Origin of the sequence: Burkholderia mayonis (genome assembly GCF_001523745.2) — a bacterium.
GTDB classification, from domain to species: domain Bacteria; phylum Pseudomonadota; class Gammaproteobacteria; order Burkholderiales; family Burkholderiaceae; genus Burkholderia; species Burkholderia mayonis.
In genome coordinates this window covers 1,835,397-1,859,040 of sequence record NZ_CP013386.1, presented here as the reverse complement: position 1 = coordinate 1,859,040, position 23,644 = coordinate 1,835,397, and the positions used below count along the sequence as shown (strand labels likewise).

The following is a 23,644-nucleotide window of genomic DNA, read 5'->3' as shown; positions in this document are numbered from 1 at the left end:
TGTTCTTGTCGATTGAATGCGACAGCACAAAAAATATCGCATATGATTTATTTGCATGAGATCATATTCGGCCGCCTAATTGGCGAAAGGGCCGTATCGCAATTCGGCTGGCCGAGCCGGAATCAGCGCTGCGACATTCGCCGGCAGGCGTCGGTGCGCGGCGACATCCGCGCGCCGTTCGCCCATGGGCGTTGTCCATTCATTCTTCGATGCAAGGAGCACATCTTGACGACACCTGCCGCGTTATCGATGGGTCATGAAGCGCTATCGCGACGTCTTGTCCTGCTGCTGGCAATCGGGACCGGGATCGGCGTCGCGAACGTGTACTACATCCAGCCGATACTCAGCCTCGTCCAGCGCGACTTCGACGTTCCGCCGCAGCTCATCGGCTGGGCGCCGACGCTCACGCAAATCGGCTACGCGCTCGGCATTCTGCTGCTCGCCCCGCTCGGCGACATGCTGAGCCGCCGCTCGCTGATCGTCTGCAAGGGGCTGCTGCTCGTTCTCGCGCTCGTTGCCGCGGCGCTGTCGCCGAACTATGCGGCGCTCATCCTGACGAGCGCGGCGATCGGACTCTTCAGCAGCGTCGGCCAGGATTTCATTCCGGTGGCGGCGCAGCTCGCGCCCGATGCGCATCGCGGCCGCATCGTCGGCACCGTGACGACGGGCCTGCTGACGGGCGTATTGCTGTCCCGAACGCTCGGCGGCCTCGTCGCGCAGCAATTCGGCTGGCGCGCGATCTACGCGGTCGCGGCGGCGCTCGAAAGCCTCGTCGTGCTGGCGGTCTGGCGCTTCCTGCCGCCGCTGCCCGTGAGCGCGGGCGGCCGGTATTCGCAACTGATGGCGAGCCTCGTCAAGCTCTGGCGGCAGCATGCGGCGCTGCGACGGGCGGTGTATACGCAAGGACTCCTCGCGATGTCGCTCGGCGCATTCTGGTCGACGCTCGCGCTCGTGCTTGCCGCGTCGCCCTACCATCAGGGCTCGGGCGTCGCCGGCGCGTACGGCGTCGCGGGCGCCGCGGGCGCGCTCGCCGCGCCGCTGTTCGGACGGTTCGCCGACCGCGCGGGGCCGCTGCCAGCGATCCGCCTCGGCTGCCTGCTCGTCATCGGATCGTTTGTCGGCATGTGGATTTTCTCGGGCTCGCTGATTGCGCTCGCGATCGGCGCCGTTCTGTTCGATCTCGGCGTGATGGCCGCGCTCGTGTCGCATCAGACGATCGTCAACACGATCGATCCCATCGCGCGCAGCCGCCTGAACGGCATCCTCATCACGGGCGCGATGTTCGGCGTCGCCGTCGGCGCGGAAGCCGGCAATGTCGCGCTGATCTATGCGGGCTGGCCCGGCATCTGCGCCGTCGGCGCGATCGTCGGCGGCCTGGCGCTCCTGCTGCGACTCGGCAATCGATGACCGCAACGGCGGCGCGATTCGCACCGAGCTGCGCCGCTGTTGCTCGCCGTTGCGCCGTAATCTCGCCGCAATATGGCCGTAATCACGCCGAGATCGCGCCGGCCGGCGCCCGGACGCGACGCAATCGCGCGGGTGCGTCGCGTCCCGCCGGCTTTCGCGTCCGTCGATCGCGGGCGGTCGTGTGCGGCATGCCATGGTCGCTCGTTTCTTTGTCCACCGCATCACAACCGGAACAGGTACTTCATCGTGAATCGAACCTCACTTCGCGCCGGCCGACTGATCGGCGCGCTTGCGCTCGCCGCGCTCTCCTGTGCCAGCGTCGCCCAGACCTCGAACGGTCTGGCGAGGACGAACCCATTGAAAGCGGCCGACGCGATCGAGATCCAGTACCTCATCGCGCAGTACGCGGCAACGCTCGACGCCGATACCGCCGGAGAACCGGCGCAAAGCCGCGTGGATCGATTTACGCGCCTGTTTACGTCGGACGGCGTATGGACCCAGCACGTGTGGAACGCGGGCAAGCCTGCGGACGACGGTCCGGGCTGCTTCGTGCGCGGCCAGGCCCAGCTCGCGCGATTCGCACAGGTTCTGTTCGGCAACGTGACGAACCGGCCCGCCGCGACGACTCGACACAATCTCGTGACGCCGCTCATCGACGTATCGGGGGATCGCGCGGAGGCAGCCGTCAATTGGATGCAGACGCGCGACGCGACGCTTTCCGAGGGGCGCGTCGAACTGCTCGCGACGGGCCGCTATTACCTGACGCTTCGCCGGCAGTCGTCGGGCTGGGCGATCGAAAAGCTCGATCTGATGAGCGATCATCCGCTGTACGGCACGCCGCTCGGGCCGCCGTGCACGCCGACCGGGCCGCGATAGGGGCGACTCGCGGCGCGGCCGGGCGCGCACGTCGGCGATGGTCGCGCCGCGCGACCATTCGAGCGCGCCGAGACGGCGACAACCGCTCAACTGACGAGTCCGATGTCGGCTGCCGCGATCAACCGCTCGATGTCGAGCAGAATCAGCATCCGGTCGCCGTCTTCGCCCGCGATCGAACCGAGGTCGGTGATGAACCCGGTGTCGATCGACGCGCCGAACTCGGGCGCCGGCCGCCGGTCGGCCGCCGCGAGCTGGAGCACGTCGCTCACTGCATCGACGACGACGCCCACCGTGCGCGCCGCGACGTTCAGCACGATGACCACCGTCGACGTGTTGTACTCGGCCGAATCGAGCGCGAACTTCAGCCGCAGGTCGACGATCGGCACGATCACGCCGCGCAGGTTGATCACGCCCTTGATGAACGCCGGCGCGTTCGCGATGCGCGTCGGCTCTTCGTACGAACGGATCTCCTGCACGCGCAGGATGTCGATTCCGTATTCTTCGGCGCCGAGCCGGAACGTGACGAATTCCTGCGCATCGCGCGCCGCGTCGTGTCCGCCCATGCGCGCCGCGTGCGGCGCTTCCATCGTTGCATTCATTGCCTTCTCCTCCAAGCGCGCGAGGCGCGTGTCGCCATCAGAATGTTTGCCAGTCTTCGGTCGCGGCCGCGACCGCCATGGCCGGCGCCGGCTTGCCGAACGTCGGCGCGGCGTGCATCAGATCCTTGATTTCCTTCGCCGCGCTCGACGAGCGCGGCGCGAGGCTGCGGACTTCGCTCGTGAAGCGGTCGTTCGCGTCGCCGAGCGCATGCAGCGCGAGGACTGACACGAGCAGCGCCAGCCCGCACAGTCATTGTCTGAAAATTCATTGTTTCACCTCGATTGATCCGACATCGGAACTCGCGTCGCGCCGCGCGACGCATTGTCGTCTTCTAACGGCCGCGATGAGGAATGCTTGAGATGCCGTTCGGGACGAAAATCGTTTGCATCAGGGTTTACGGCTCGGAAAAATCGCTTCGACGACCGAAGCGTCAGCCAATCGTTAACAAATCGTTAACCAATCGGTGAAAATCTGTCACATAACGGATCGCGGGCGACGATCAAACGGAGATCGATCGATTCGCACAACCGACCGAGGCGAAGAGGGCGATTGCACAGGAGCCGGGTCGCCGGGGAGTCGGCGAACGCGTCGTGACGGCATCGTTCGAGGCCAAAGTGCTCGATCGATGCGCCGCCGCGGATGACGCCGCGGGTGTCGGCGGAAGAGCGGTGCGGGCCGGTCTACCCGGACGGGAAATGCAATCCGGCGGCCAGCCGGGTGCGATCCATCGTTGAAAGCGCACCACGCTCGGGTGATATGCCGGGTTGTCGAAGCCGGATTTTCGTTTCAAATGTACCGGCAGGTACCGGCGGCTCCGACCAATCGCCAGCTTCACGCGTTTCGATGACGGTACCGTGTCAGGCACGGGAGCACTACTCTCGCGGCGCATCGCCCTGCCTTGCTGTCTGCTGTCGTTGTGGCCGTCGCTGCGTCCCGCCGCACGCTCGTGCCGACACGTTCGCTGTACGACGGAATTTCTCCACCGATCGGCAACCGCCGCGCCCGCATCCGGCGCGCCGCCGACGCTCAATGCGTCGGATTGCGCAGCGTCTCCCTCACCCGCTTCGCAACGAGAACAGCCAGATAGTCACGTATCCGCGCGCCTTCGCTGTATTCGGCGAGCGTTTCTTCGTATAGCCGGGATACCGCTTCGGCGGGCATGTGGGTTTCGGACGCGATCGCCTGGACGATCTCGTCGACGCGGTTCTGGACCATGCTTGCTCTCCACCGGGTGGGAAACGGACAAAACGGCTTGCACGCGGACACCTATTGAATGACACCCAAAGCGCCGACGCAAATTGAATCCCTCTATGAGCGCTTTGTTCACGCGATCCCATCTCTATTCGGACAAATCCGGATACGAACCGAGCGGATTGGCGCGTCGCCGAACCGGCGCTGCGATGCCATGGAGGGTCGGATGCCGGTTGTCGGCGGTTCGGGGCGCGGCACGTTACACTCTCATCGCATTCGCGACGTTGCGTCCGGACGTCGCTCGAATGAACCGCGGCCACGCGCAACATCGCCCGCGTGCGGTTCGCCTCCCTTACTCGACTTTCGCAGTCCGACAGGAGTTCATCCATGGCGGTTCGCGACATCCACGACATCGAGCAGATCGAGCGCGTGCCGCTTCGCGCGCACGCGCTGCCCGCCAACACGCTGCAGATCTTCGACGAGCGCGCGGCCAAGACGCCCGACGCGCCCGCCCTCACCTTCTTTCTCGATGCCGACCGGCACGATCGGTCGCACACGTGGACCTTCGCCGAGCTGCGCGCCGACATCGTCAGGACCGCGAACGTACTCGCGAGTCTCGGCGTCGGCGCGGGCGACGTCGCCGCGTTCGTGCTGCCGAACCTGCCCGAGACGCATTTCGCGATCTGGGGCGGCGAAGCGGCCGGCATCGCGATGGCGATCAATCCGCTCCTCGACGGCGCGCAGATCGCTGAGCTCGTCGACGCGGCGCGCGCGAAGGTGCTGCTCTGCGTCGCGCCGACGCCCGGCGTCGACATCTGGCCGAAGCTCGCGCCGCATCTGGACGCGATGCCGACCGTCGAAGCCGTCGTATGGGTCGACCTGCGGCCTTACGTATCGCTGACGAAGCGCGCGGCGCTCGCGTGGATCGAGCGCCGCGAGAAGGCGCGCCCCGGCACGCGGATCCGGATCGTCAATCTGCATGCCGAAATGCGCCGGCAGCCGGGCGACCGGCTGATCAAGCCGCGCACGATCGCGCCCGACGAGCCGTCGTCGTACTTCTGCACGGGCGGCACGACGGGGCGCCCGAAGATCGCGGTGCGCACGCACGGCTGCGAGGTGTTCGACGTGTGGTCGGCAAGCGAGACGCAGGTGCGCGACGGCGACGACGCGCGAACGGTCTTCTGCGGGCTGCCGCTCTTTCACGTGAACGGCCAGCTCGTGACGGGCCTGATGGCGTGGCTGCGCGGCCATCACGTCGTGCTCGGCACGCCGCAAGGCTATCGCGGCAAGAACGTGATCGCGCGGTTCTGGGAGATCGTCGAGGCGTATCGAATCAACGCGTTCTCCGGCGTGCCGACGCTGTACGCGGCGCTCTTGCAGCAGCCGGTCGGCCGGCACGACATCGGCTCGCTCGAATACGCGGCGTGCGGCGCGGCGCCGATGCCCGTCGAGCTCGCGCGCAGCTTCGAGCGGATGACCGGCGTGAAGATCGTCGAAGGCTACGGGCTCACAGAGAGCGCGTGCGTCGCGTCGCTGAATCCGCTCGACGGCGAGCGGCGCATCGGCTCGATCGGCCTGCGCCTGCCGTATCAGCGGATGCGCGCGGTGATCGTCGACGACACGGGCCGCTACGTGCGCGATGCGCTCGCCGACGAGGTCGGACTGATCGCGCTGTCCGGGCCGAACGTGTTTCGCGGCTATCTCGATCCGGCCCACGAGCGCGGACTGTGGATCGACGTCGCGGGCGAACGCTGGCTGAACACGGGCGACCTCGGCCGCCGCGACGCGGACGGCTATTTCTGGCTCGTCGGCCGCAAGAAGGAACTGATCATTCGCGGCGGGCACAACATCGATCCGCGCGTCATCGAGGACGCGCTCGCCGCGCACCCGGCCGTCGCGCTCGCGGCGGCGATCGGCCGGCCGGACGCGCACGCGGGCGAACTGCCCGTCGCGTATGTGCAACTGAAGACGGGCGCGAGCGCCGACGCCGACGCGCTGCTCGCGTTCGCCGCGGGCGCGATCTTCGAGCGCGCGGCGGTGCCGAAGCACGTGCGGATCCTCGATGCCGTGCCGACGACGGCCGTCGGCAAGATCTTCAAGCCGGAATTGCAGCGGCTCGAGATCGCGGACGTCGTCGCCGCATGCGCGCGCGACGCGCAGGCCGCGCTCGAGCGGATCGACGTCGTGCAGGACGCGCGGCGCGGGCTCGTCGCGAAGGTCGCCGTGCGCGGACCGCGCGATGCGCTCGCCGAGCAACTCGCCCGCTATGCGTTTCCAGTCGATTGGGTCGGCGAGCGGGCCGGCGGCGACGTGCTCGCCGCAGCCGCCTTCGACGCGGCCGGCGAGCGCGGGCGCACGTCGTGACCGCCGCCCTTTTCCGCCGCCCGTCCCATCGCCCATCCGTCAATCCGTCATGCCGGCCGAATCTTGAAGCGTTCCGATAATTTCCGCGTGACGGCGGCCGTCGTCGCGAGCGCGCTCTTCATGCAGAACCTCGACAGCACGGTCGTCGCGACCGCGCTCGTCGTGCTCGCATCGGCGCCGATGTTCGCGGCGCTGCCGGCCGATGCCGGCGAAGGGCTCGCGGGGCGGGCGCGGCGATCGCGGGAGTGACGGCGGCGGGTCGCACGAACCACGGCGCGAACGCGGCAAGCCGCGGCGTCGGGCACCGGCGAATCGACGAATCGGCGAATCGCTGGCGCATGCGTGCGCGGCGGCGCTTTGTCCGGCGTTCCCTGCGGATCGGATGACGGCGCTGTCTGGACGGCGCTGTCTGATGCGATGGGTATGGACGATGGTCGATCGGCGGCCGTTAATCGGCGGGCGCACTGACATCGGCTCGAATCCGAGCGGCCCGAGCGGCGATGGGCCGACGAGCGGGCCGCACGACTTCGTCGAATGGCGGTGTCCGTGCGGTCATTGAATCGGATGCCGAACGATCGACGATCGTCCGCCATTTTGGCAAATCGGCCCGCCGGATGTCGGTCAGGTAGCTCTCGTGATGCTTGCCCGACCGGTGCGTGCGACCACCGTTCCATGCGCGCGGCCACAGCCGCCGCTCAACTCGCCGCGCGCGTCGCAGCGAGGAACAGCACCGGCGGCCGCCGGCAGTCCGCTTCGAGATCCGGCCGCACCGCGAGCGCGTCGGGAATCGGCGCGGGCTCGCCGAGGTGCGTGAGCGTGAAGCCCGCCTTCAGCAGCGTGTTCACATAGGTCTCGACCGTCCGGTGGTACTTGGCGACGCCGTCGACGAACCAGCGCGTATCGCGCCGCCCCTCCTGCCGGTAGCGATCGACGGGCCAGTGCTGCTTGTGGCCGTCTTCGTCGCGCACCCAGCCCGCCGGATACGCGGTGCAGATCGGATGCTCGACCGAGAACACGAAGCGGCCGTTCGAGCGCAGCGAGTCGTAGATTCGCGCGACCACGCCCGCGTAATCCTCGACGTAGTGCAGCGCGAGCGACGACACGACGAGATCGAACGCGCGCGTCGCCGCGTGATAGGTCTCGATCGACCGCTGCAGATAGGTGATCGCGCCGTCTTCGGTGCGGGCGCGCGCCTCGTCGAGCATCCGCGACGACACGTCGACGGCCGTCACCGACACGGCGCCGTGCGCACGCGCGTAGCGGGCGAAATCGCCGAAGCCGCAGCCGAGGTCGAGCACGTGCAGGCCCGCGAGATCGGGCAAGAGGCGCTTGAGTGCGGGGAATTCGAGTGCGCCGTTCAGGCCGGTGTCGCCTTGCCGAAGCGTACGGTAGCCTTCGAAGAACGATGCGTCGTCGTAGACGTTCTGCGACGCGGACGGTGGCGCCGTGTTGGGATCGCTGCTCACGATGGACGCTCCTTGACGTAGACGGCAATCGGCGGAAAAGCGGCTCAAAGCGACGAATGACGGTGCAGTGCAATATCCGTTCGGAATGCTGCCTCGTCCGTTGCATTGTATCGCCGCGGTACGGAAATGCGCAGTCCAAAACGATCGTTTACGCTGCGCCTGAATGCTCGCTGAATGCGCGCTCGTTTGCCAAAGCGCGCCTGCTCAAGTACCTTGAACCCCTGCCGCTTGTGATCGGCCCCCGCTTCGCCCCCGGCCGAATCCCGTCGGCCGGGCGCACGGACGCCATCGCATCCGTTCCTCCGCTGTCCGACAGGAGTGCCAGCCTCGATGAAGATTCCCCGTTTCAGCCGCACCCTGCGCGCGGCCGCCGCCGCGGTGGCCGTCTCGCTTGTTTCCGCCGCGCCCGGCGCGCACGCCGCCGACGCGGTGACCGTCGCGTCGAAGATCGACACCGAAGGCAACCTGCTCGGCAACGTGATCGCGCAGGTGCTGAAGGCGCACGGCATCGCCGTCGTCGACAAGATCGGGCTCGGCGCGACGCCGATCGTCCGACGGGCGCTGACGACGGGCGAAATCGACATCTATCCGGAATATACCGGCAACGCCGCATTCTTCTTCAACAAGGCCGACGATCCCGCGTGGAAGAACGCCGCGCAAGGCTACGCGCTCGCGAAGCAGCTCGACTACTCGGCGAACCGGATCATCTGGCTCGCGCCCGCGCCCGCGAACAATACGTGGGGCGTCGCGGTGCTGAGCTCGGTCGCGCAATCGCAGCACCTGAAGACGTTCAGCGACTTCGGCAAGTGGGTCGGCGCGGGCGGCAAGGTGAAGCTCGCCGCATCGGCCGAGTTCGTCAACAGCGCGTCCGCACTGCCGTCGTTCGAGAAGGCGTACGGCTTCAAGCTGAAGCCGGAGCAGATGCTCGTGCTGTCGGGCGGCGACACCGCCGCGACGATCAAGGCCGCCGCGCAGCAGACGGACGGCGTGAACGCCGCGATGGTCTACGGCACCGACGGCGGCATCGCGGCGACGGGGCTTACGGTCCTCGACGACGACAAGCACGTGCAGCCCGTCTACGCGCCGACGCCGATCGTCCGCGAGGCGGTGCTGAAAGCGCATCCGCAGATCGCCGATTACCTGAAACCCGTGTTCGCGAGCCTCGATCTGAAGACGCTGCAGACGCTCAACGCGCGAATCCAGATCAACGGCGAGCCGGCCGCGAGCGTCGCGGCGAGCTATCTGAAAGCGAAGGGCTTCGTCAAATGACGGCGCGCACGGCGGGCGGGGCTCGCGCGCCCGTCCCCGCGCCGCGCCCGGACGCAGCGCCGGCGTGGATCGCGCGCGTCGACAAGGTCGGCGTGCTGATCGCCGCGCTCGTCGCGTACGCGGCATTTTTCGAGCCATTCGTCACGCTGCGCGCGAACCGGATCGCGGGCGGATCGGGGCTTGCGCTCGACGCGGTGTTTCCCGCGCTGCACGCGCATGCGCTCGCCGCGCTGTGGGCGGCTGGCGCGCTGTTCGCGCTCGTCCGCAGCCGCGCCGCTTTGCGCGCTGCGGTCGGCGCCGCGCTCGTCGTCGCGCTGTGCATCGCCGTCGGCGCCGCGCCCGCGCACCTCGTCACGCCCGACACGCCGCTCGCGCGCGTGTCGCCCGCGTCCGGCGCGTGGCTGCTGCTGTTCGCGTTCGCGGTGCTGATCGCCGATGCGCTCGCCCGCGTCGCGCTCGCGCCTGGCGCTCGTCTCGCCGCGCTCGCCGCCGCGGTCGCGGCGCTCGCGGCATTCGTTCACGGCGGCTTCTGGGACGGCTTGTCGGTGATGCAGGAATATGCGGTGCGCGCCGACACGTTCCGCAACGAGGCGATCCGCCATCTTGCGCTCGTCACCGCCTCGGTCGCCGCGGCGGCCGCGGCCGGCGTGCCGCTCGGCATCGGCTGCACGCGCTCGGCCGCGCTGCGCGGCGCGGTGATGCCGCTCCTGAACGTCGTGCAGACGATCCCGAGCATCGCGCTGTACGGCCTGCTGATGGCGCCCCTCGCGATCCTCGCCGCGCGCGTGCCGCTCGCCGCCGCGATCGGCGTGAGCGGGATCGGCGTCGCGCCCGCGCTGATTGCCCTCTTCCTGTATGCGCTGCTGCCGATCGTGTCGAGCGTCGTCGTCGGCTTCGCGCAGGTGCCGGCCGCCGTCATCGAGGCCGCGCAGGCGATGGGGATGACGGGCCGCGAGCGGCTCGTCGCGGTCGAGTTGCCGCTCGCGCTGCCTGTCGTGCTGTCCGGCGTGCGCATCGTGCTCGTGCAGAACATCGGCCTCGCCGCGGTCGCCGCGCTGATCGGCGGCGGCGGTTTCGGCACGTTCATCTTCCAGGGAATCGGGCAGTCGGCGACCGACCTGGTGCTGCTCGGCGCGCTGCCGACGATCGCGTTCGCGCTCGTCACCGCTGTGCTGTTCGAGGCCGCGACCGAGATCGCGAAAGGAGCGCGCCGATGATCGAGATCGAACGCGTGAGCCGGCATTTCGGCGATCTCGTCCCACCGGGACTTCCTCCCGTCGTCGCGGTCGACGACGTGTCGCTCACGGTCGAGCGCGGCACGGTGACGGCGCTCGTCGGCGCATCGGGCAGCGGCAAGTCGACGCTGTTGCGGATGATCAACCGGCTGATCGCGCCGACGAGCGGGACGATTCGCGTCGACGGCGTCGACACCGCGAGCGTGCCCGCCGAGACGCTGCGGCGCGGGATCGGCTACGTGATCCAGGGGCACGGCCTCTTTCCGCACTGGACGGTCGCGCGCAACATCGCGACGGTGCCGCGCCTCCTCGGCTGGCGCGCGGCGCGCATCGACGCGCGGGTGCGCGAGTTGCTCGAGCTGTTCGAGCTCGATTACGCGACGTACGCGCGCAAGCTGCCGCATCAACTGTCGGGCGGCCAGCAGCAGCGCGTCGGCGTCGCGCGCGCACTCGCGGCCGAGCCGGCGATCCTGCTGATGGACGAGCCGTTCGGCGCGCTCGATCCGATCATCCGCGGCAAGGCGCAGGACGATCTCGTCGCGCTGCAGCGTCGGCTCAGGATCACGATCGTGATCGTCACGCACGATATCGACGAGGCGCTGCGGCTCGGCGATCAGATCGCGGTGATGGACGCGGGGCGCATCCTGCAGGCGGGCTCGCCCGCCGAGATTCTCGGACGGCCGCAGCCGGGCGTCGTCGAGCGGCTCGTCGCGGGCCTCGACAGGCCGCTGCGGCTGCTGTCGCTCATGCGCGTCGACGCGCTCGCCGAGCCGGGCGTCGCGCCGGGCGAGCCGATCTCGGGCGCGCTCACGCTGCGCGACGCGATCTCCGAGCTGCTGTGGCGCGGCGTCCCCGCGCTGCCCGTGTCGAGCGCCGACGGCGCCGTGACGACCCGCATCACGCTCGCCGCGATCGTCGCGCAAGCGAAGCAGCCGGCATGACGCGCGCGATGAACGCTGCGAGCACGAAGGCGACGATCGGCGCCGCGAGCCGTCGGGCGGGTGTCGCGCTTGCCCGCGCCGCCGCGCTGGCGGCGCTCGCCGTGCTGGTCGCGCGGCCCGGCTGGCTCGAGCCCCTCTTCGCGCCATTCGCCGACAACGGCGCGCCCGCGATCTACCCGCGCGCGAGCCTCTTCGATCTGACGCTCGCGCATCTCGCGATCGTCGCGACGGCGAGTGCGGCGGGCGCGGCGTTTGCGCTCGCCGCCGGGATCTTCGTCACGCGGCGCGCGGGCGCGGAATTCCTGCCCGTCGCGCGCAGCGTCGTGCACATCGGGCAGACTTTCCCGCCCGTCGCAGTGCTCGCGCTCGCGGTGCCGGCGGTCGGCTTCGGCGTGAAGCCCGTGCTGATCGCGCTGATCCTGTACGGGCTGCTGCCCATCTTCGAGAGCACGATCGCGGGGCTGCAGGACGTGCCCGCCGATGCCGTCGACGCCGCGCGCGGGATGGGAATGAGCGCGCCGCAGCGGCTCGTATGGATCGAGTTGCCGCTCGCGTTTCCGGTGATCCTGAACGGCATCCGGCTCGCGGTCGTCATCAATCTCGGCACCGCGACAATCGGTTCGACCGTCGCGGCGAAGGGGCTCGGCGACGTGATCATCGCCGGATTGCAGACGTCGAACACCGCGTTCGTGCTGCAAGGCGGTCTCATCGTCGCGCTGCTCGCGGTGCTGGTCTACGACGCGCTCGGCGTGATCGGGCGATGGATCGCGCCCGCGGGGGCGGGGGCGATGCGGCGCGAAGGCGGCGAGTAGCTAGCGGGCGCGACGCGCGACAGCGCGGGCTCCCGTCGCGGTGAGCGAGGCGGCTTGCCCGCCGACTGATTCGCCGCACCGCCCGGCGAAGCGCGAGCGATCGCGGATGCGCGCATTCGCATCGCTCAGCGCGCCGATACGCGTGTGAGCGCGCGCCCTTCACCTGCATCGATTGCCATTGCACATTCCGATCGCGCGGCGTCGCGTCATGCTCGCACCGGGACAGGCCGTGCCGCTTCGCGAATCGGCGCACCGGCGCTCGCTCGCGCGCGATGCGCGACACACCAGCAACCGACAGCGGCATCGACCGGCGCGCTCGTCGCATGACGGCACGCGTACATACGCGCAGGCGTCGTCGCGAATTCACTTCCATCCCGTTGCCACGCATGTTTCGCACACGGCACACGGCACACGATCCGAGCACGACGCCGACGCGTCTGTCGCCCGTGCTTCCGAATCACGATAAATCACGGTTTCAGCAAGATGGAATTGCGTCGAACAACGGTAATCGTGATAAGTGCATGTCCGATGAACGTCGATTCGCGCCGCCGATAAAAACGGCTCAGCCGCAAGCACGAACGACAGCAACGTGCATGCCACCCTCAGCGCTGTCCGCACACCGTCCGGCCGCCTTCCCGCGTTTTTTGATCCATGACATAAAGAGTCGTTTAAATTGTTTTCAATTGATGAGCCATCGGGAAGAATTGAATCGACGAAAGCAAATTCAAATCCCAGATTTGACGAATTTGGGATGGGTTCGATCAGCTCGTTTCGCACGCCAGAACCGGGATTTATCGCTCGATTCCACTGCCTGCGGAAATTCGACCGCCAAAAGCGATCGAGAGCGGATTCGAACGAAATTGGCAGGAAGCGTGATGAGAATCTGTATCGAAAACATTCAACCGGGGGTCACACGAGAAGAGCTTCAGGCTTTTCTATTCAAATACACCGGAAAGAAATTCACCGCGATTCAATTCATCGGGCAATCGGGCCCGAGACCGAGCGCGCTGATCGACATCGAAGGCGCCAACTGGGGCGCACTCGCGGAAATCCGCCGCCGCCTGCACGGCATGTACTGGAAGCGACGCCGGATCGGTATCTGGATCTTTTCGTTCTGGGAGCGCAGCGACGCAGCCGAGGCGCGGCGTCAACGCGAAGCCCGGACGCAACCACCACGAGGCGGACCCATGACGACATTCCGCCGATAACGCCCGAATCGGGCAACCACCTTCGGATTTCAAACGACGCGCGTTCCGCCTGACCGCGCGTGCAAGCGGCAGACCGCCGCGCTCATCCGCCCCGGCGGACGCGCGATGGCTGCGTGCACGCCGCGATTTTGCACGAATGCGACTGTGAGGAAACATCATGGCTGAAGTGACTCAAGAAGTCGCGGCGAAAACCGCCACGAACAAGCTGCGACTCGGCGCGCTGACCGCGCTCGTCGTCGGGTCGATGATCGGCGGCGGCATCTTCTCGCTGCCGCAGAACATGGCCGCCACCGCCGAAGCCGGCGCGATCCTGATCGGCTGGGCGATCACCGCGGTCGGCATGCTGACGCTCGCGTTCGTGTTCCAGACGCTCGCGAACCGCAAGCCGCAGCTCGACGGCGGCGTCTACGCCTATGCGCAGGCGGGCTTCGGCGACTACATGGGCTTCTCGTCCGCGTGGGGCTACTGGATCAGCGCGTGGATCGGCAACGTCGGCTACTTCGTGCTGCTCTTCTCGACGCTCGGCTACTTCTTCCCGATATTCGGAGAAGGCAACACGCCCGCCGCGATCGCGGGCGCATCGGTGCTGCTGTGGGCGGTGCACTTCCTCGTGCTGCGCGGCATCCGGCAAGCGGCGTTCATCAATCTCGTCACGACCGTCGCGAAGATCGTCCCGCTCGCGGTGTTCATCCTGATCTGCTTCTTCGCGTTCAAGCTCGACGTGTTCAGTGCCGACATCTGGGGCCGCGCGAATCCGTCGCTCGGCTCGGTGATGAACCAGGTCCGCAACATGATGCTCGTGACGGTCTGGGTCTTCATCGGCATCGAAGGCGCGAGCATCTTCTCGGCGCGCGCGGAAAAGCGCAGCGACGTCGGCCGCGCGACCGTGATCGGCTTCGTCGGCGTGCTGCTCGTGCTCGTGCTCGTCAACGTGCTGTCGCTCGGCATCATGACGCAGCCGCAGCTCGCGAAGCTGCAGAACCCGTCGATGGCGGCCGTGCTCGAGCACGTCGTCGGCCACTGGGGCGCCGTCCTCATCAGCGTCGGCCTCGTCGTGTCGCTCGCCGGCGCGCTGCTGTCGTGGGTGCTGCTTTGCGCGGAGATCATGTTCTCGGCCGCGAAGGACCATACGATGCCCGCGTTCCTGCGCAAGGAGAACGCGAATCACGTGCCCGCGAACGCGCTCTGGCTCACGAATGCGCTCGTCCAGGTGTTCCTGCTCATCACGCTGTTCTCGCAAAGCACCTATCTGTCGCTGATCTATCTCGCGACGTCGATGATCCTGATCCCGTACTTCTGGTCGGCCGCCTATGCGCTCCTCATCGCCGTGCGCGGCGAGACCTACGAGAACGACGCGCGCGCCCGCCGCAAGGACGGCTTCGTCGCCGCGATCGCCGTGCTCTACGCGGTGTGGCTGCTGTACGCGGGCGGCATCAAGTATCTGCTGCTGTCCGCATTGCTCTATGCGCCGGGCGCGCTCTTCTTCGCGAAGGCGAAGCGCGAGCTCGGCAAGCCGGTTTTCACGGCCGCCGAAAAGCTGATCTTCGCGGCGGCCGCCGCCGCCGCGGTCGTCGCGGCCTACGCGCTCCATAGCGGGCTCATCACCCTTTGATCGAAGAGGTAACCAACATGACCAACGCCATCCCTCAAGTCGGAGTCCACTCCGAAGTCGGCAAGCTGCGAAAGGTGCTCGTCTGCTCGCCGGGGCTCGCGCATCAGCGTCTCACGCCGAGCAATTGCGACGCGCTGCTGTTCGACGACGTGATGTGGGTGAACCAGGCGAAGCGCGACCACTTCGACTTCGTGTCGAAGATGCGCGAGCGCGGCGTCGAAGTGTTCGAGATGCACAACCTGCTGACCGAGACCGTCAAGAATCCCGTCGCGCTCAAGTGGATCCTCGACCGGAAGGTCACGCCCGACAACGTCGGCGTCGGCCTCGTCGACGAAGTGCGCGCGTGGCTCGAAAGCCTCGAGCCGCGCACGCTCGCCGAATTCCTGATCGGCGGCGTCGCCGCGAGCGAGATCGCGGGCGGCGAGCGCTCGAAAGTGCTCACGCTTTTTCGCGACTATCTCGGTCAGTCGTCGTTCGTGCTGCCGCCGCTGCCGAACATGATGTTCACCCGCGACACGTCGTGCTGGATTTACGGCGGCGTCACGCTGAATCCGATGCATTGGCCCGCGCGCCGGCAGGAGACGCTCCTCGTCACGGCGATCTACAAGTTCCATCCGCAGTTCGCCGACGCGAAATTCGACATCTGGTACGGCGATCCCGACCGGGATCACGGGATGGCGACGCTCGAAGGCGGCGACGTGATGCCGATCGGCCGCGGCGTCGTGCTCGTCGGGATGGGCGAGCGCACGTCGCGCCAGGCGATCGGCCAGCTCGCGCAGTCGCTGTTCGCGAAGGGCGCGGCCGAGCGCGTGATCGTCGCCGGCCTGCCGAACGCGCGCGCGTCGATGCACCTCGACACCGTGTTCAGCTTCTGCGACCGCGATCTCGTGACGATCTTCCCCGAAGTCGTGAACCGGATCGTCCCGTTCTCGCTGCGCCCGGGCGGCGACGCGCGCTACGGCATCGACATCGAACGCGAAGACAAGCCGTTCGTCGACGTCGTCGCGCAGGCGCTCGGGCTCAAGTCGCTGCGCGTCGTCGAGACGGGCGGCAACGATTTCGCGGCCGAGCGCGAGCAATGGGACGACGGCAACAACATGGTCTGCATCGAGCCGGGCGTCGTGGTCGGCTACGACCGCAACACGTACACGAACACGCTGCTGCGCAAGGCGGGTGTCGAGGTGATCACGATCGGCTCGAGCGAGCTCGGGCGCGGCCGCGGCGGCGGCCACTGCATGACCTGCCCGGTCCTGCGCGATCCCGTCGACTACTGAGGCCCCGATCGGCGCGGCGCCGCCACCCCGACAACCTACGGAGAAACCAGATGAGCTTCAACCTGCACAACCGCAATCTGCTGAGCCTGATGCACCACAACGCGCGCGAGCTGCGCTATCTGCTCGACCTCGCGCGCGACCTGAAGCGCGCGAAGTACAGCGGCACCGAGCAGCCGCGCCTGCTGCGCAAGAACATCGCGCTCATCTTCGAAAAGACGTCGACCCGCACGCGCTGCGCGTTCGAAGTCGCTGCGTACGACCAGGGCGCGAACGTCACGTACATCGATCCGACGTCGTCGCAGATCGGCCACAAGGAAAGCATGAAGGACACGGCGCGCGTGCTCGGCCGGATGTACGACGCGATCGAGTACCGCGGCTTCAGCCAGGAGATCGTCGAGGCGCTCGCGCACCATGCGGGCGTGCCCGTCTTCAACGGGCTCACCGACGAGTACCACCCGACGCAGATGCTCGCCGACGTGATGACGATGCGCGAGCACAGCGACAAGCCGCTGCACGACATCCGCTACGCGTATCTCGGCGACGCGCGCAACAACATGGGCAATTCGCTGCTGCTGATCGGCGCGAAGCTCGGGATGGACGTGCGGATCGGCGCGCCGAAGTCGCTCTGGCCCGCCGCGGACTTCATCGCGCAGTGCGAAGCGTTCGCGGCCGAAAGCGGCGCGCGGATCATGCTGACCGAAGATCCGTGCGAGGCGGTCAAGGGCGTCGACTTCATCCATACCGATGTATGGGTGTCGATGGGCGAGCCCGTCGACGCGTGGGACGAGCGGATCAAGGCGCTGCTGCCGTACCAGGTGAACCGCAAGCTGATCGAATCGACGGGCAACCCGCGCACGCGCTTCATGCACTGCCTGCCGGCGTTCCATAACTGCGAGACGAAGGTCGGCCAAGCGATCGCCGAACGCTATCCGAATTTGAAGGACGGCATCGAAGTCACCGACGAAGTGTTCGAATCGCCCCGCTGCATCGCGTTCGAGCAGGCGGAAAACCGCATGCATACGATCAAGGCGGTCCTCGTGTCGACGCTCGGCGGCATCTGACGATTCGGCGCGCAACAGGACGGCGCCCGAGGCCGCGCCGTCCGCACTTTCAAGGAGAAACACGATGCGTATCGTCATCGCATTGGGCGGCAACGCGCTCTTGCAGCGCAATCAGCCGATGACCGAGGCCCAGCAGCGGCAAAACGTGAAGATCGCGGTCGCGCAGATCGCGCAGATCGCGCCCGGCAACGAGCTCGTGATCGCGCACGGCAACGGGCCGCAGGTCGGGCTCCTCGCGCTGCAGGGCGCGGCCTACCCCGAAGTCGCGCCCTATCCGCTCGACGTGCTCGGCGCGCAGACGGAAGGGATGATCGGCTATCTGATCGAGCAGGAGATGGGCAATCTGCTGCCGCCCGACGCGCCGTTCGCGACGCTCCTGACGCAAGTCGAGGTCGATCCGGCCGATCCGGCGTTCGAGCATCCGACGAAGCCGATCGGCCCCATCTATTCGCGCGACGAAGCCGAGCGGCTCGCGCGGGAAAAAGGCTGGCGCATCGCGCCCGACGGCGACAGGTTCCGCCGCGTCGTGCCGAGCCCGCGGCCGCGGCGCATCTTCGAGATCCGTCCGATCAAGTGGCTGCTCGAGAAAGGCACGATCGTGATCTGCGCGGGCGGCGGCGGCATCCCGACGCGCTACGAAGCGAGCGGCAAGCTCGCGGGCGTCGAAGCGGTGATCGACAAGGATCTGTGCGCGTCGTTGCTTGCGCGCGAGCTGCATGCGGACCTGCTCGTGATCGCGACCGACGTCGACGGCGCGTACGTCGACTGGGGCAAGCCGACGCAGTCGGCGATCGCGGCCGCGCATCCGGACGCGCTCGAACGGCTCGGCTTCGCCGCCGGCTCGATGGGGCCGAAGGTGCAGGCGGCGATGGAATTCGCGAGACAGACGGGGCGCGACGCGGTGATCGGCTCGCTGGCGGACATCGTCGCGATCGCCGAAGGCCGGGCCGGCACGCGCGTCAGCACGAAGGTGGACGGCATCCGCTACCGGAAGCCGCAGTAACGGAAGCCGGCGCGAGCGCCGGCGGGCGAGCCGCTCGCCCGCCGAAGCGATTGCCTTCATGGCGTGCAGAAAGCCGCGCACCATCGGCGGCGGGCGGGGCCCGCGCCGCCCGGCGCCGGCCCCGCCCGCCGGGCGCTCACGCCTGACCGTCGTCGTTCTGGCGGCGCGTCCACGCGTGCGTCTGCTCGTCGCGCACGAACTGCTCGAACGCGGCGGGCAGCAGGTTCCGGAACAGCCCGTCGTCGCTTTCGGTTACTTCGACCATCTTCTCGATCATCTCCTCCGGATCGAACTGCTCGAACGGGAACGTGAGCTTCGCGGGCGTCGCCAAGTCGTGCGACGGATCGAGCCAGCGGCGCGGCGTCTCCATCATCCGATCGTTGAAGCCCGTGCTGTACGGCCCGGGATTGACGACCGCGATCCGGATTCCGTGCGCTGCGAGCTCCGCGTGCATCGCCTCGGCGACCGCTTCGACTGCGTGCTTCGACGCGCAATACGCGCCCGTGTAAGCGCCCGTGATGAGCCCGGCGATCGACGACACGAACACGATCTTGCCGCGCCCGCGCGCGATCATCCCGCGCGCGACCTGCTGCGTCAGCTCGAGCGGCCCGAACACGTTGGTCTCGAACAACTCGCGGACGATGTCGACGGGCAGATCGACGAGTGCGCCCGCCTCGCCCACGCCGGCGTTGTTCAGCAGCACGTCGACGTCCCAATGCGCGGCCTGGGCGCGGTCGCGCGCCGACGTGACGTCGAGCTTCGCGGCGTCGAGCTCGACGCCGCGCCGCGCGGCCTCGGCGTTCAGCTCGGTGATCTGCGGGACGATCTGCACGCCCGCGATCACGTGATGGCCCTTCGCGGCAAGCCGCAGCGCGACTTCGCGGCCGAATCCCGAGCCTGCGCCCGTCACCAGAATGCGTTTCTGTGTCATGTCCTTGCTCCTTGTCCTACGTTCAGAAGGGTTGCGAAAGCGTCGATGCACGCCCGGGCGATGGCTTCGTCGTCGTCGACCGTGCCGCCCGACACGCCGACCGCGCCCACGCAGCGTCCGTGCGCGTCGACGAGCGGCAGGCCGCCGCCGAACGTGACGAGCCCGCCGTTGCTGTGCTCGATCGTCCGGATCGGCCCGTCGCCCGCCGACAGCGCGCCGAGCGACGCGCTCGGCGCCCGGAAGCGCGCGGACGTGCCCGCCTTGCGCGTCGCGAGGTCGATCGCGCCGATGAACGCGTCGTCCATCCGCGCGAACGCGACGAGATGCGCGCCCGCGTCGACGACGGCGATCGCGACCGCGACGCCCGCGGCGTGCAGACGCGTGGCGTTCGCGACGCCTGCGTCGACGATGCGCTGCGCGCGTTCAAGCGTGAGTTCGATGGACATCGGCGGCTCCTTTCGGTTCGACTGCGAGCCAGTGTAGAGATTGACGGTATCTGAGAGAATCGGTATTCCGCTCACAAACGTTTCAAGTTTTTCTAATGACTCTGCGACACGATCCACTCGGCGGCCTGCATGTGTTCATCAGCGTCGTCACGCACGGCAACTTCACGCGCGCGGCGGCGGCGCTCGGCTTGACGCCCGCCGCCGTGAGCCTCGCGATCGGGCAGCTCGAAAGCGAGCTGAAAGTCAAACTGTTCAGCCGCAGCACGCGCGGCGTAAGCCTGACGGAAGCCGGCCAGCGCTATCACGACGCGACGGCGCTGCCGTACCGGCAGGTCGTCGACGCGCGCGACGCGCTGAACGACGCGCACGACGAGCCTGAAGGCCTGCTGCGAATCAGCGCGCTGCATCTCGCGAAATCGGTCGTCACGGCCGACGTGCTCGCCGAATTCTTCCGCCGCTACCCGAAAGTGGGCGTCGAGATTCGCTACGAGGATCATCTCGTCGACATCGTCAAGGAGCGGCTCGACGCCGGGATACGCCTCGCCGACCGGCTGCAGCCCGGGATGGTCGGCGTGAAGATCGCGCCCGCGCTCGCGTGCGCGCTCGTCGCGACGCCCGGCTATCTCGCGCAGCACGGCACGCCGGCGAAGGTCGCCGACCTCGCGCGGCACATGTGCGTCCGTTTCCGCTTCCCGAAGAGCGGCCGTCTGCACAAGTGGCCGCTGCGCGACGGCCGCCGCGACGTCGATCTCGACGTCGCGGGCCGCTTCGTCAGCACCGACACGGGCGCGGTGATCGACGCCGCGCGCGCGGGCGCGGGCATCGCGTTTGTGTTCATGCGCGAACGGATCGAGGACGACCTGCGCCGCGGCACGCTGCGCGAAGTGCTGCCGGGCGCGTGCCGGACGCTGCCGCCGATGTGGCTCTACTACGCGAACCGCAAGCACGTGCCGCCGAAGCTGCGCGCATTCATCTCGGTGCTGCGCGAGCACGCGGCGGCTGAAGGACGGCGCTGACGCCGCCGCGCGCGGCGGCCGCCGGCGACGTCTCGAACGAAATCGCGCGATTTCGCGCCGCCGCCGGCAACAATGCGCGGGATCGGCTACATTGTGCGGACCGCGCCGCCCGCCCGCGCCTGCGGGCGAGCGCGTCGCGCTTTCTTCTCGCTTCAACGACCGAGCCTATCCATGTCCGATCTCTCCGAGTTCCCGATCACGAAGAAATGGCCCGCGCAGCATCCGGACCGCATCCAGCTCTATTCGCTGCCGACGCCGAACGGCGTCAAGGTGTCGATCCTGCTGGAGGAAACAGGGCTGCCGTACGAGCCGCACGTCGTGCGCTTCGACACGAACGACCAGATGTCGCCCGAGTTCCTGTCGCTGAACCCGAACAACAAGATTCCGGCGATCATCGATCCGCACGGCCCGGGCGGCCGGCCGCTCGCGCTGTTCGAATCGGGCGCGATCCTGCTCTATCTCGCCGACAAGACCGGTCAGTTCATTCCGGCCGATCCCGCGCGCCGCTACGAGACGATCCAGTGGCTGATGTTCCAGATGGGCGGCATCGGGCCGATGTTCGGCCAGCTCGGCTTCTTCCACAAGTTCGCGGGCCGCGAGTACGAGGACAAGCGTCCGCGCGACCGCTACGTCGGCGAGGCGAAGCGCCTGCTCGCGGTGCTCGACGGCCGCCTCGCGGACCGTCAGTGGATCATGGGCGACGCCTATACGATCGCCGACATCGCGACCTTCCCGTGGGTGCGCAACCTGATCGGTTTCTATGAGGCGCGCGAGCTCGTCGAGTTCGACCGCTATCCGAACGTCGCGCGCGCGCTCGACGCGTTTCTCGCGCGGCCCGCGGTCGCGCGCGGGTTGAACATTCCCGCGCGGTCGTAGCCGCGTCTCGTATTGCATCCGTCCCTCACTTCCGTGAACTACTCTGGCGACATGCGTCGATGCGAACTTGTCGCGTCAGACGGCACGTTCTCGCGTCGTCGGATCGCGAGCCAGCTGACGCTTGCGAGGCGCGATCCCGGAATCCACTGCGAAGCGCGTTTTCCTCCACGCGCCGCATTTCGCGAGCAAACCTTCGCACATCGGCGTATCGCCCATGCGCACCGCCCCCTGGTCCGATCCGGAACTCGTCCGGTGCGTGACGGTCCCTATCGAACTTCATGCCCCTCTCGAACCGAACCGGCCAAGGAAATGCCCATGATGTCGACTCGACTCCGTCATCTCGTCGCGGCTGCGCTCGTGCTGTCCGCCGGCGCATTCGCGGCCCCGGCCGGCGCGGCGTCCGACGTCGCGTGCCGGCCGGACGAGACGATGCCGAAGCGGCAGTTCCGCGGCACGTGGATCGCGTCGGTGATCAACATCGACTGGCCGTCCCGCCCGGGCCTCGCCGTCGCCGATCAGCAGGCCGAGCTGCGCGCGTGGCTCGACGACGCGGTCCGTATGAACCGCAACGCGGTGATCCTGCAGATCCGTCCGACCGCGGACGCATTCTGGCCGTCGCCGTTCGAGCCGTGGTCGAAGTATCTGACGGGCACGCAAGGCGGCGACCCCGGCTACGATCCGCTCGCGTTCGCCGTGGCCGAAGCGCATCGGCGCAATCTCGAGCTGCATGCGTGGTTCAATCCGTATCGCATCGCGATGGACGACCGCATCGACGCGCTCGTTCCCACGCACCCGGCCCGCCAGCATCCGGACTGGGTCGTCCGCTACGGCGGCAAGCTGTACTACAACCCGGGCGTCCCGGCCGTGCGCGCGTTCGTCGTCGACGCGATCATGGACGCGGTCGGCCGCTACGATGTCGACGGCGTTCATCTCGACGACTACTTCTATCCGTATCCGGTCAAAGGCGCGGCGTTCGACGATGCGTCGGCCTACGCGCAATACGGCGCGGGCTTCGCGACGCTCGCCGACTGGCGGCGCGACAACGTCGACCGCCTCGTCGAAGCGCTCGCGCGGCGCATCAAGGCCGCGAAGCCGTGGGTGAAATTCGGCATCTCGCCGTTCGCGGTCTGGCGCAATGCGGCGACCGATCCGCAGGGCTCGCAGACCTCGGCAGCCGTGCAGACCTACGACGACCTGTATGCGGACACACGCCGATGGCTGCGCGAGCGCTGGATCGATTACGTCGTCCCGCAAGTGTACTGGGCGCAAGGCTTCGCGCCCGCCGATTACGACAAGGTCGTGTCGTGGTGGGCGAACGAGGCGCGCGGCAGCGACGTGCACCTGTACATCGGGCAGGCGGCGTACAAGGTCGGCACGTCGAATCAATCGCCGGGCTGGTCGGATCCCGCCGAATTGAGCAACCACCTGGCGTTCAATCGCACCGTCCCCGAGGTGAAGGGCGACATCTACTTTTCCGCGAAGGACGTGCGCGCGGACCGTCTCGGCGCGACGACGCTCGTCAATCGCACGTGGTATTCGCGTCCCGCGCTCGTGCCGGCGATGCGCGCGATCGGCGCGTCTTCGTCGCCGCCCGCGAAGGATCTCCGCGCGGAGCGGACGCCCGACGGCGTGCGGCTCCGTTGGAAGCCGCGCTCGAACGGCTCGACGTCCTACGCGATCTATCGCCACGAGCCGGGACGGCACGACATGTGCGCCGACCACGACGCGCGCCATTTGCTCGCGACGGTTCGGGGAACCGATTATGTCGACATCACCGCGCGCGCCGATCGCGAATACCGTTATGCGGTCACCGCGCTCGATCGTCTGTCGAACGAAAGCGAGCCGATCGACATCGTCACGCCGGCTGCGGCGACGCACTGACGCGACCGTTCGGACGCATCGACGACGAAGCGCCGCTCAGGCGGGCGCGAGCGGCGCGGAGCATCCGCGTCGGACGTGAAGTGCGGAGGCGGGCGGCGGCATGGATCGACGGAAGGCGCCGCGCATCGCCCCGCTCCGCCGACGCTCCGTCCAACGCTCCTCGAATGTCGGACAC

General features: G+C 68.0%; 22 protein-coding genes. 16 read left to right on the top strand and 6 right to left on the bottom strand.

All coding sequences use genetic code 11. The features are described 5' to 3' along the window. Positions 1-225 precede the first annotated feature (225 nt). Positions 226-1,407: an MFS transporter gene (locus tag WS70_RS09190; RefSeq protein WP_226382825.1), complete on the top strand. Its 1,182-nt coding sequence runs from the start codon at positions 226-228 to the stop codon at positions 1,405-1,407. Between the two features lie 357 nt (positions 1,408-1,764). Next, complete coding sequence (locus WS70_RS09185; RefSeq protein ID WP_226382824.1) at positions 1,765-2,283, top strand: nuclear transport factor 2 family protein; 519 nt, start codon at positions 1,765-1,767, stop codon at positions 2,281-2,283. Between the two features lie 86 nt (positions 2,284-2,369). On the opposite strand, the gene WS70_RS09180 is transcribed toward WS70_RS09185, so the two are convergent. From WS70_RS09180 to WS70_RS09165, 3 genes are all read right to left on the bottom strand, one after another. Continuing rightward, positions 2,370-2,882, bottom strand: coding sequence for a chemotaxis protein CheW (locus tag WS70_RS09180; RefSeq protein WP_059597014.1), 513 nt, complete (start codon positions 2,880-2,882; stop codon positions 2,370-2,372). 37 nt (positions 2,883-2,919) lie between these two features. Then, entirely contained in the window at positions 2,920-3,111 is a 192-nt protein-coding gene (locus WS70_RS09175; RefSeq protein ID WP_059470049.1) for a hypothetical protein, read from the bottom strand. A gap of 798 nt (positions 3,112-3,909) precedes the next feature. Beyond that, the gene (locus tag WS70_RS09165) at positions 3,910-4,098 is read right to left on the bottom strand and encodes a DUF3562 domain-containing protein (RefSeq protein WP_059470050.1); all 189 of its coding nucleotides are present in this window, start codon (positions 4,096-4,098) and stop codon (positions 3,910-3,912) included. Positions 4,099-4,461: 363 nt separating this feature from the next. On the opposite strand from WS70_RS09165, the gene WS70_RS09160 reads away from it, so the two are divergent. Both WS70_RS09160 and WS70_RS09155 read left to right on the top strand, forming a co-directional pair. Then, complete coding sequence (locus WS70_RS09160) at positions 4,462-6,438, top strand: acyl-CoA synthetase (RefSeq protein WP_059597015.1); 1,977 nt, start codon at positions 4,462-4,464, stop codon at positions 6,436-6,438. Positions 6,439-6,501: 63 nt separating this feature from the next. Beyond that, the gene (locus tag WS70_RS09155; protein WP_059470052.1) at positions 6,502-6,687 is read left to right on the top strand and encodes a hypothetical protein; all 186 of its coding nucleotides are present in this window, start codon (positions 6,502-6,504) and stop codon (positions 6,685-6,687) included. A 446-nt stretch (positions 6,688-7,133) separates the two neighbouring features. Here the strand turns inward: WS70_RS09155 and WS70_RS09150 are convergent, their stop codons facing one another. Continuing rightward, entirely contained in the window at positions 7,134-7,904 is a 771-nt protein-coding gene (locus tag WS70_RS09150; protein ID WP_059597016.1) for a class I SAM-dependent methyltransferase, read from the bottom strand. A gap of 330 nt (positions 7,905-8,234) precedes the next feature. On the opposite strand from WS70_RS09150, the gene osmF reads away from it, so the two are divergent. From osmF to arcC, 9 genes are all read left to right on the top strand, one after another. Next, positions 8,235-9,173: a glycine betaine ABC transporter substrate-binding protein OsmF gene (gene osmF / locus WS70_RS09145; RefSeq protein WP_059470054.1), complete on the top strand. Its 939-nt coding sequence runs from the start codon at positions 8,235-8,237 to the stop codon at positions 9,171-9,173. Further along, on the top strand, positions 9,170-10,390 hold the full coding sequence (locus WS70_RS09140; protein WP_059470055.1) for an ABC transporter permease: 1,221 nt from the start codon (positions 9,170-9,172) through the stop codon (positions 10,388-10,390). Before osmF ends, WS70_RS09140 begins: the two co-directional genes overlap by 4 nt. Beyond that, positions 10,387-11,349 (top strand): ABC transporter ATP-binding protein, encoded by a 963-nt coding sequence (locus WS70_RS09135; protein ID WP_059470056.1) that lies wholly within the window; start codon positions 10,387-10,389, stop codon positions 11,347-11,349. The genes WS70_RS09140 and WS70_RS09135 overlap by 4 nt, the downstream gene beginning before the upstream one ends. Next, positions 11,346-12,161, top strand: a complete 816-nt coding sequence (locus WS70_RS09130) for an ABC transporter permease (RefSeq protein ID WP_059470057.1) — start codon at positions 11,346-11,348, stop codon at positions 12,159-12,161. Before WS70_RS09135 ends, WS70_RS09130 begins: the two co-directional genes overlap by 4 nt. An 875-nt stretch (positions 12,162-13,036) precedes the next feature. Then, a complete protein-coding gene (locus tag WS70_RS09120) occupies positions 13,037-13,369 on the top strand; it encodes a hypothetical protein (RefSeq protein ID WP_059470059.1) in 333 nt (110 codons plus the stop codon). A gap of 157 nt (positions 13,370-13,526) precedes the next feature. Then, complete coding sequence (gene arcD / locus WS70_RS09115; protein WP_059470060.1) at positions 13,527-14,981, top strand: arginine-ornithine antiporter; 1,455 nt, start codon at positions 13,527-13,529, stop codon at positions 14,979-14,981. A gap of 17 nt (positions 14,982-14,998) precedes the next feature. Continuing rightward, entirely contained in the window at positions 14,999-16,255 is a 1,257-nt protein-coding gene (arcA, locus tag WS70_RS09110) for an arginine deiminase (RefSeq protein ID WP_059470061.1), read from the top strand. Positions 16,256-16,305: 50 nt separating this feature from the next. Beyond that, positions 16,306-17,316, top strand: a complete 1,011-nt coding sequence (locus tag WS70_RS09105; protein WP_059470062.1) for an ornithine carbamoyltransferase — start codon at positions 16,306-16,308, stop codon at positions 17,314-17,316. A gap of 64 nt (positions 17,317-17,380) precedes the next feature. Further along, positions 17,381-18,319: a carbamate kinase gene (gene arcC / locus WS70_RS09100; protein WP_059597017.1), complete on the top strand. Its 939-nt coding sequence runs from the start codon at positions 17,381-17,383 to the stop codon at positions 18,317-18,319. Between the two features lie 136 nt (positions 18,320-18,455). Here the strand turns inward: arcC and WS70_RS09095 are convergent, their stop codons facing one another. Both WS70_RS09095 and WS70_RS09090 read right to left on the bottom strand, forming a co-directional pair. After that, on the bottom strand, positions 18,456-19,250 hold the full coding sequence (locus WS70_RS09095) for an SDR family oxidoreductase (protein WP_059470064.1): 795 nt from the start codon (positions 19,248-19,250) through the stop codon (positions 18,456-18,458). Next, positions 19,247-19,696, bottom strand: a complete 450-nt coding sequence (locus tag WS70_RS09090; RefSeq protein ID WP_059470065.1) for a GlcG/HbpS family heme-binding protein — start codon at positions 19,694-19,696, stop codon at positions 19,247-19,249. The genes WS70_RS09095 and WS70_RS09090 overlap by 4 nt, the downstream gene beginning before the upstream one ends. Positions 19,697-19,791: 95 nt before the next feature. On the opposite strand from WS70_RS09090, the gene WS70_RS09085 reads away from it, so the two are divergent. From WS70_RS09085 to WS70_RS09075, 3 genes are all read left to right on the top strand, one after another. After that, on the top strand, positions 19,792-20,712 hold the full coding sequence (locus WS70_RS09085; protein WP_059470066.1) for a LysR family transcriptional regulator: 921 nt from the start codon (positions 19,792-19,794) through the stop codon (positions 20,710-20,712). A gap of 171 nt (positions 20,713-20,883) precedes the next feature. Continuing rightward, on the top strand, positions 20,884-21,588 hold the full coding sequence (locus tag WS70_RS09080; protein WP_059470067.1) for a glutathione S-transferase N-terminal domain-containing protein: 705 nt from the start codon (positions 20,884-20,886) through the stop codon (positions 21,586-21,588). A gap of 315 nt (positions 21,589-21,903) precedes the next feature. After that, the gene (locus WS70_RS09075) at positions 21,904-23,469 is read left to right on the top strand and encodes a glycoside hydrolase family 10-like protein (protein ID WP_059597018.1); all 1,566 of its coding nucleotides are present in this window, start codon (positions 21,904-21,906) and stop codon (positions 23,467-23,469) included. Positions 23,470-23,644 lie beyond the last annotated feature (175 nt).

What these genes read in the sequence shown, in the direction of transcription:
- WS70_RS09180 (WP_059597014.1), bottom strand. Translation starts at nt 2,882, where the DNA reads ATGAATGCAACGATGGAAGCGCCGCACGCGGCGCGCATGGGCGGACAC.
- WS70_RS09165 (WP_059470050.1), bottom strand. Translation starts at nt 4,098, where the DNA reads ATGGTCCAGAACCGCGTCGACGAGATCGTCCAGGCGATCGCGTCCGAA.
- WS70_RS09160 (WP_059597015.1), top strand. Translation starts at nt 4,462, where the DNA reads ATGGCGGTTCGCGACATCCACGACATCGAGCAGATCGAGCGCGTGCCG.
- osmF (WP_059470054.1), top strand. Translation starts at nt 8,235, where the DNA reads ATGAAGATTCCCCGTTTCAGCCGCACCCTGCGCGCGGCCGCCGCCGCG.
- WS70_RS09140 (WP_059470055.1), top strand. Translation starts at nt 9,170, where the DNA reads ATGACGGCGCGCACGGCGGGCGGGGCTCGCGCGCCCGTCCCCGCGCCG.
- WS70_RS09135 (WP_059470056.1), top strand. Translation starts at nt 10,387, where the DNA reads ATGATCGAGATCGAACGCGTGAGCCGGCATTTCGGCGATCTCGTCCCA.
- WS70_RS09130 (WP_059470057.1), top strand. Translation starts at nt 11,346, where the DNA reads ATGACGCGCGCGATGAACGCTGCGAGCACGAAGGCGACGATCGGCGCC.
- WS70_RS09120 (WP_059470059.1), top strand. Translation starts at nt 13,037, where the DNA reads ATGAGAATCTGTATCGAAAACATTCAACCGGGGGTCACACGAGAAGAG.
- arcD (WP_059470060.1), top strand. Translation starts at nt 13,527, where the DNA reads ATGGCTGAAGTGACTCAAGAAGTCGCGGCGAAAACCGCCACGAACAAG.
- arcA (WP_059470061.1), top strand. Translation starts at nt 14,999, where the DNA reads ATGACCAACGCCATCCCTCAAGTCGGAGTCCACTCCGAAGTCGGCAAG.
- WS70_RS09105 (WP_059470062.1), top strand. Translation starts at nt 16,306, where the DNA reads ATGAGCTTCAACCTGCACAACCGCAATCTGCTGAGCCTGATGCACCAC.
- arcC (WP_059597017.1), top strand. Translation starts at nt 17,381, where the DNA reads ATGCGTATCGTCATCGCATTGGGCGGCAACGCGCTCTTGCAGCGCAAT.
- WS70_RS09095 (WP_059470064.1), bottom strand. Translation starts at nt 19,250, where the DNA reads ATGACACAGAAACGCATTCTGGTGACGGGCGCAGGCTCGGGATTCGGC.
- WS70_RS09090 (WP_059470065.1), bottom strand. Translation starts at nt 19,696, where the DNA reads ATGTCCATCGAACTCACGCTTGAACGCGCGCAGCGCATCGTCGACGCA.
- WS70_RS09085 (WP_059470066.1), top strand. Translation starts at nt 19,792, where the DNA reads ATGACTCTGCGACACGATCCACTCGGCGGCCTGCATGTGTTCATCAGC.
- WS70_RS09080 (WP_059470067.1), top strand. Translation starts at nt 20,884, where the DNA reads ATGTCCGATCTCTCCGAGTTCCCGATCACGAAGAAATGGCCCGCGCAG.
- WS70_RS09075 (WP_059597018.1), top strand. Translation starts at nt 21,904, where the DNA reads ATGATGTCGACTCGACTCCGTCATCTCGTCGCGGCTGCGCTCGTGCTG.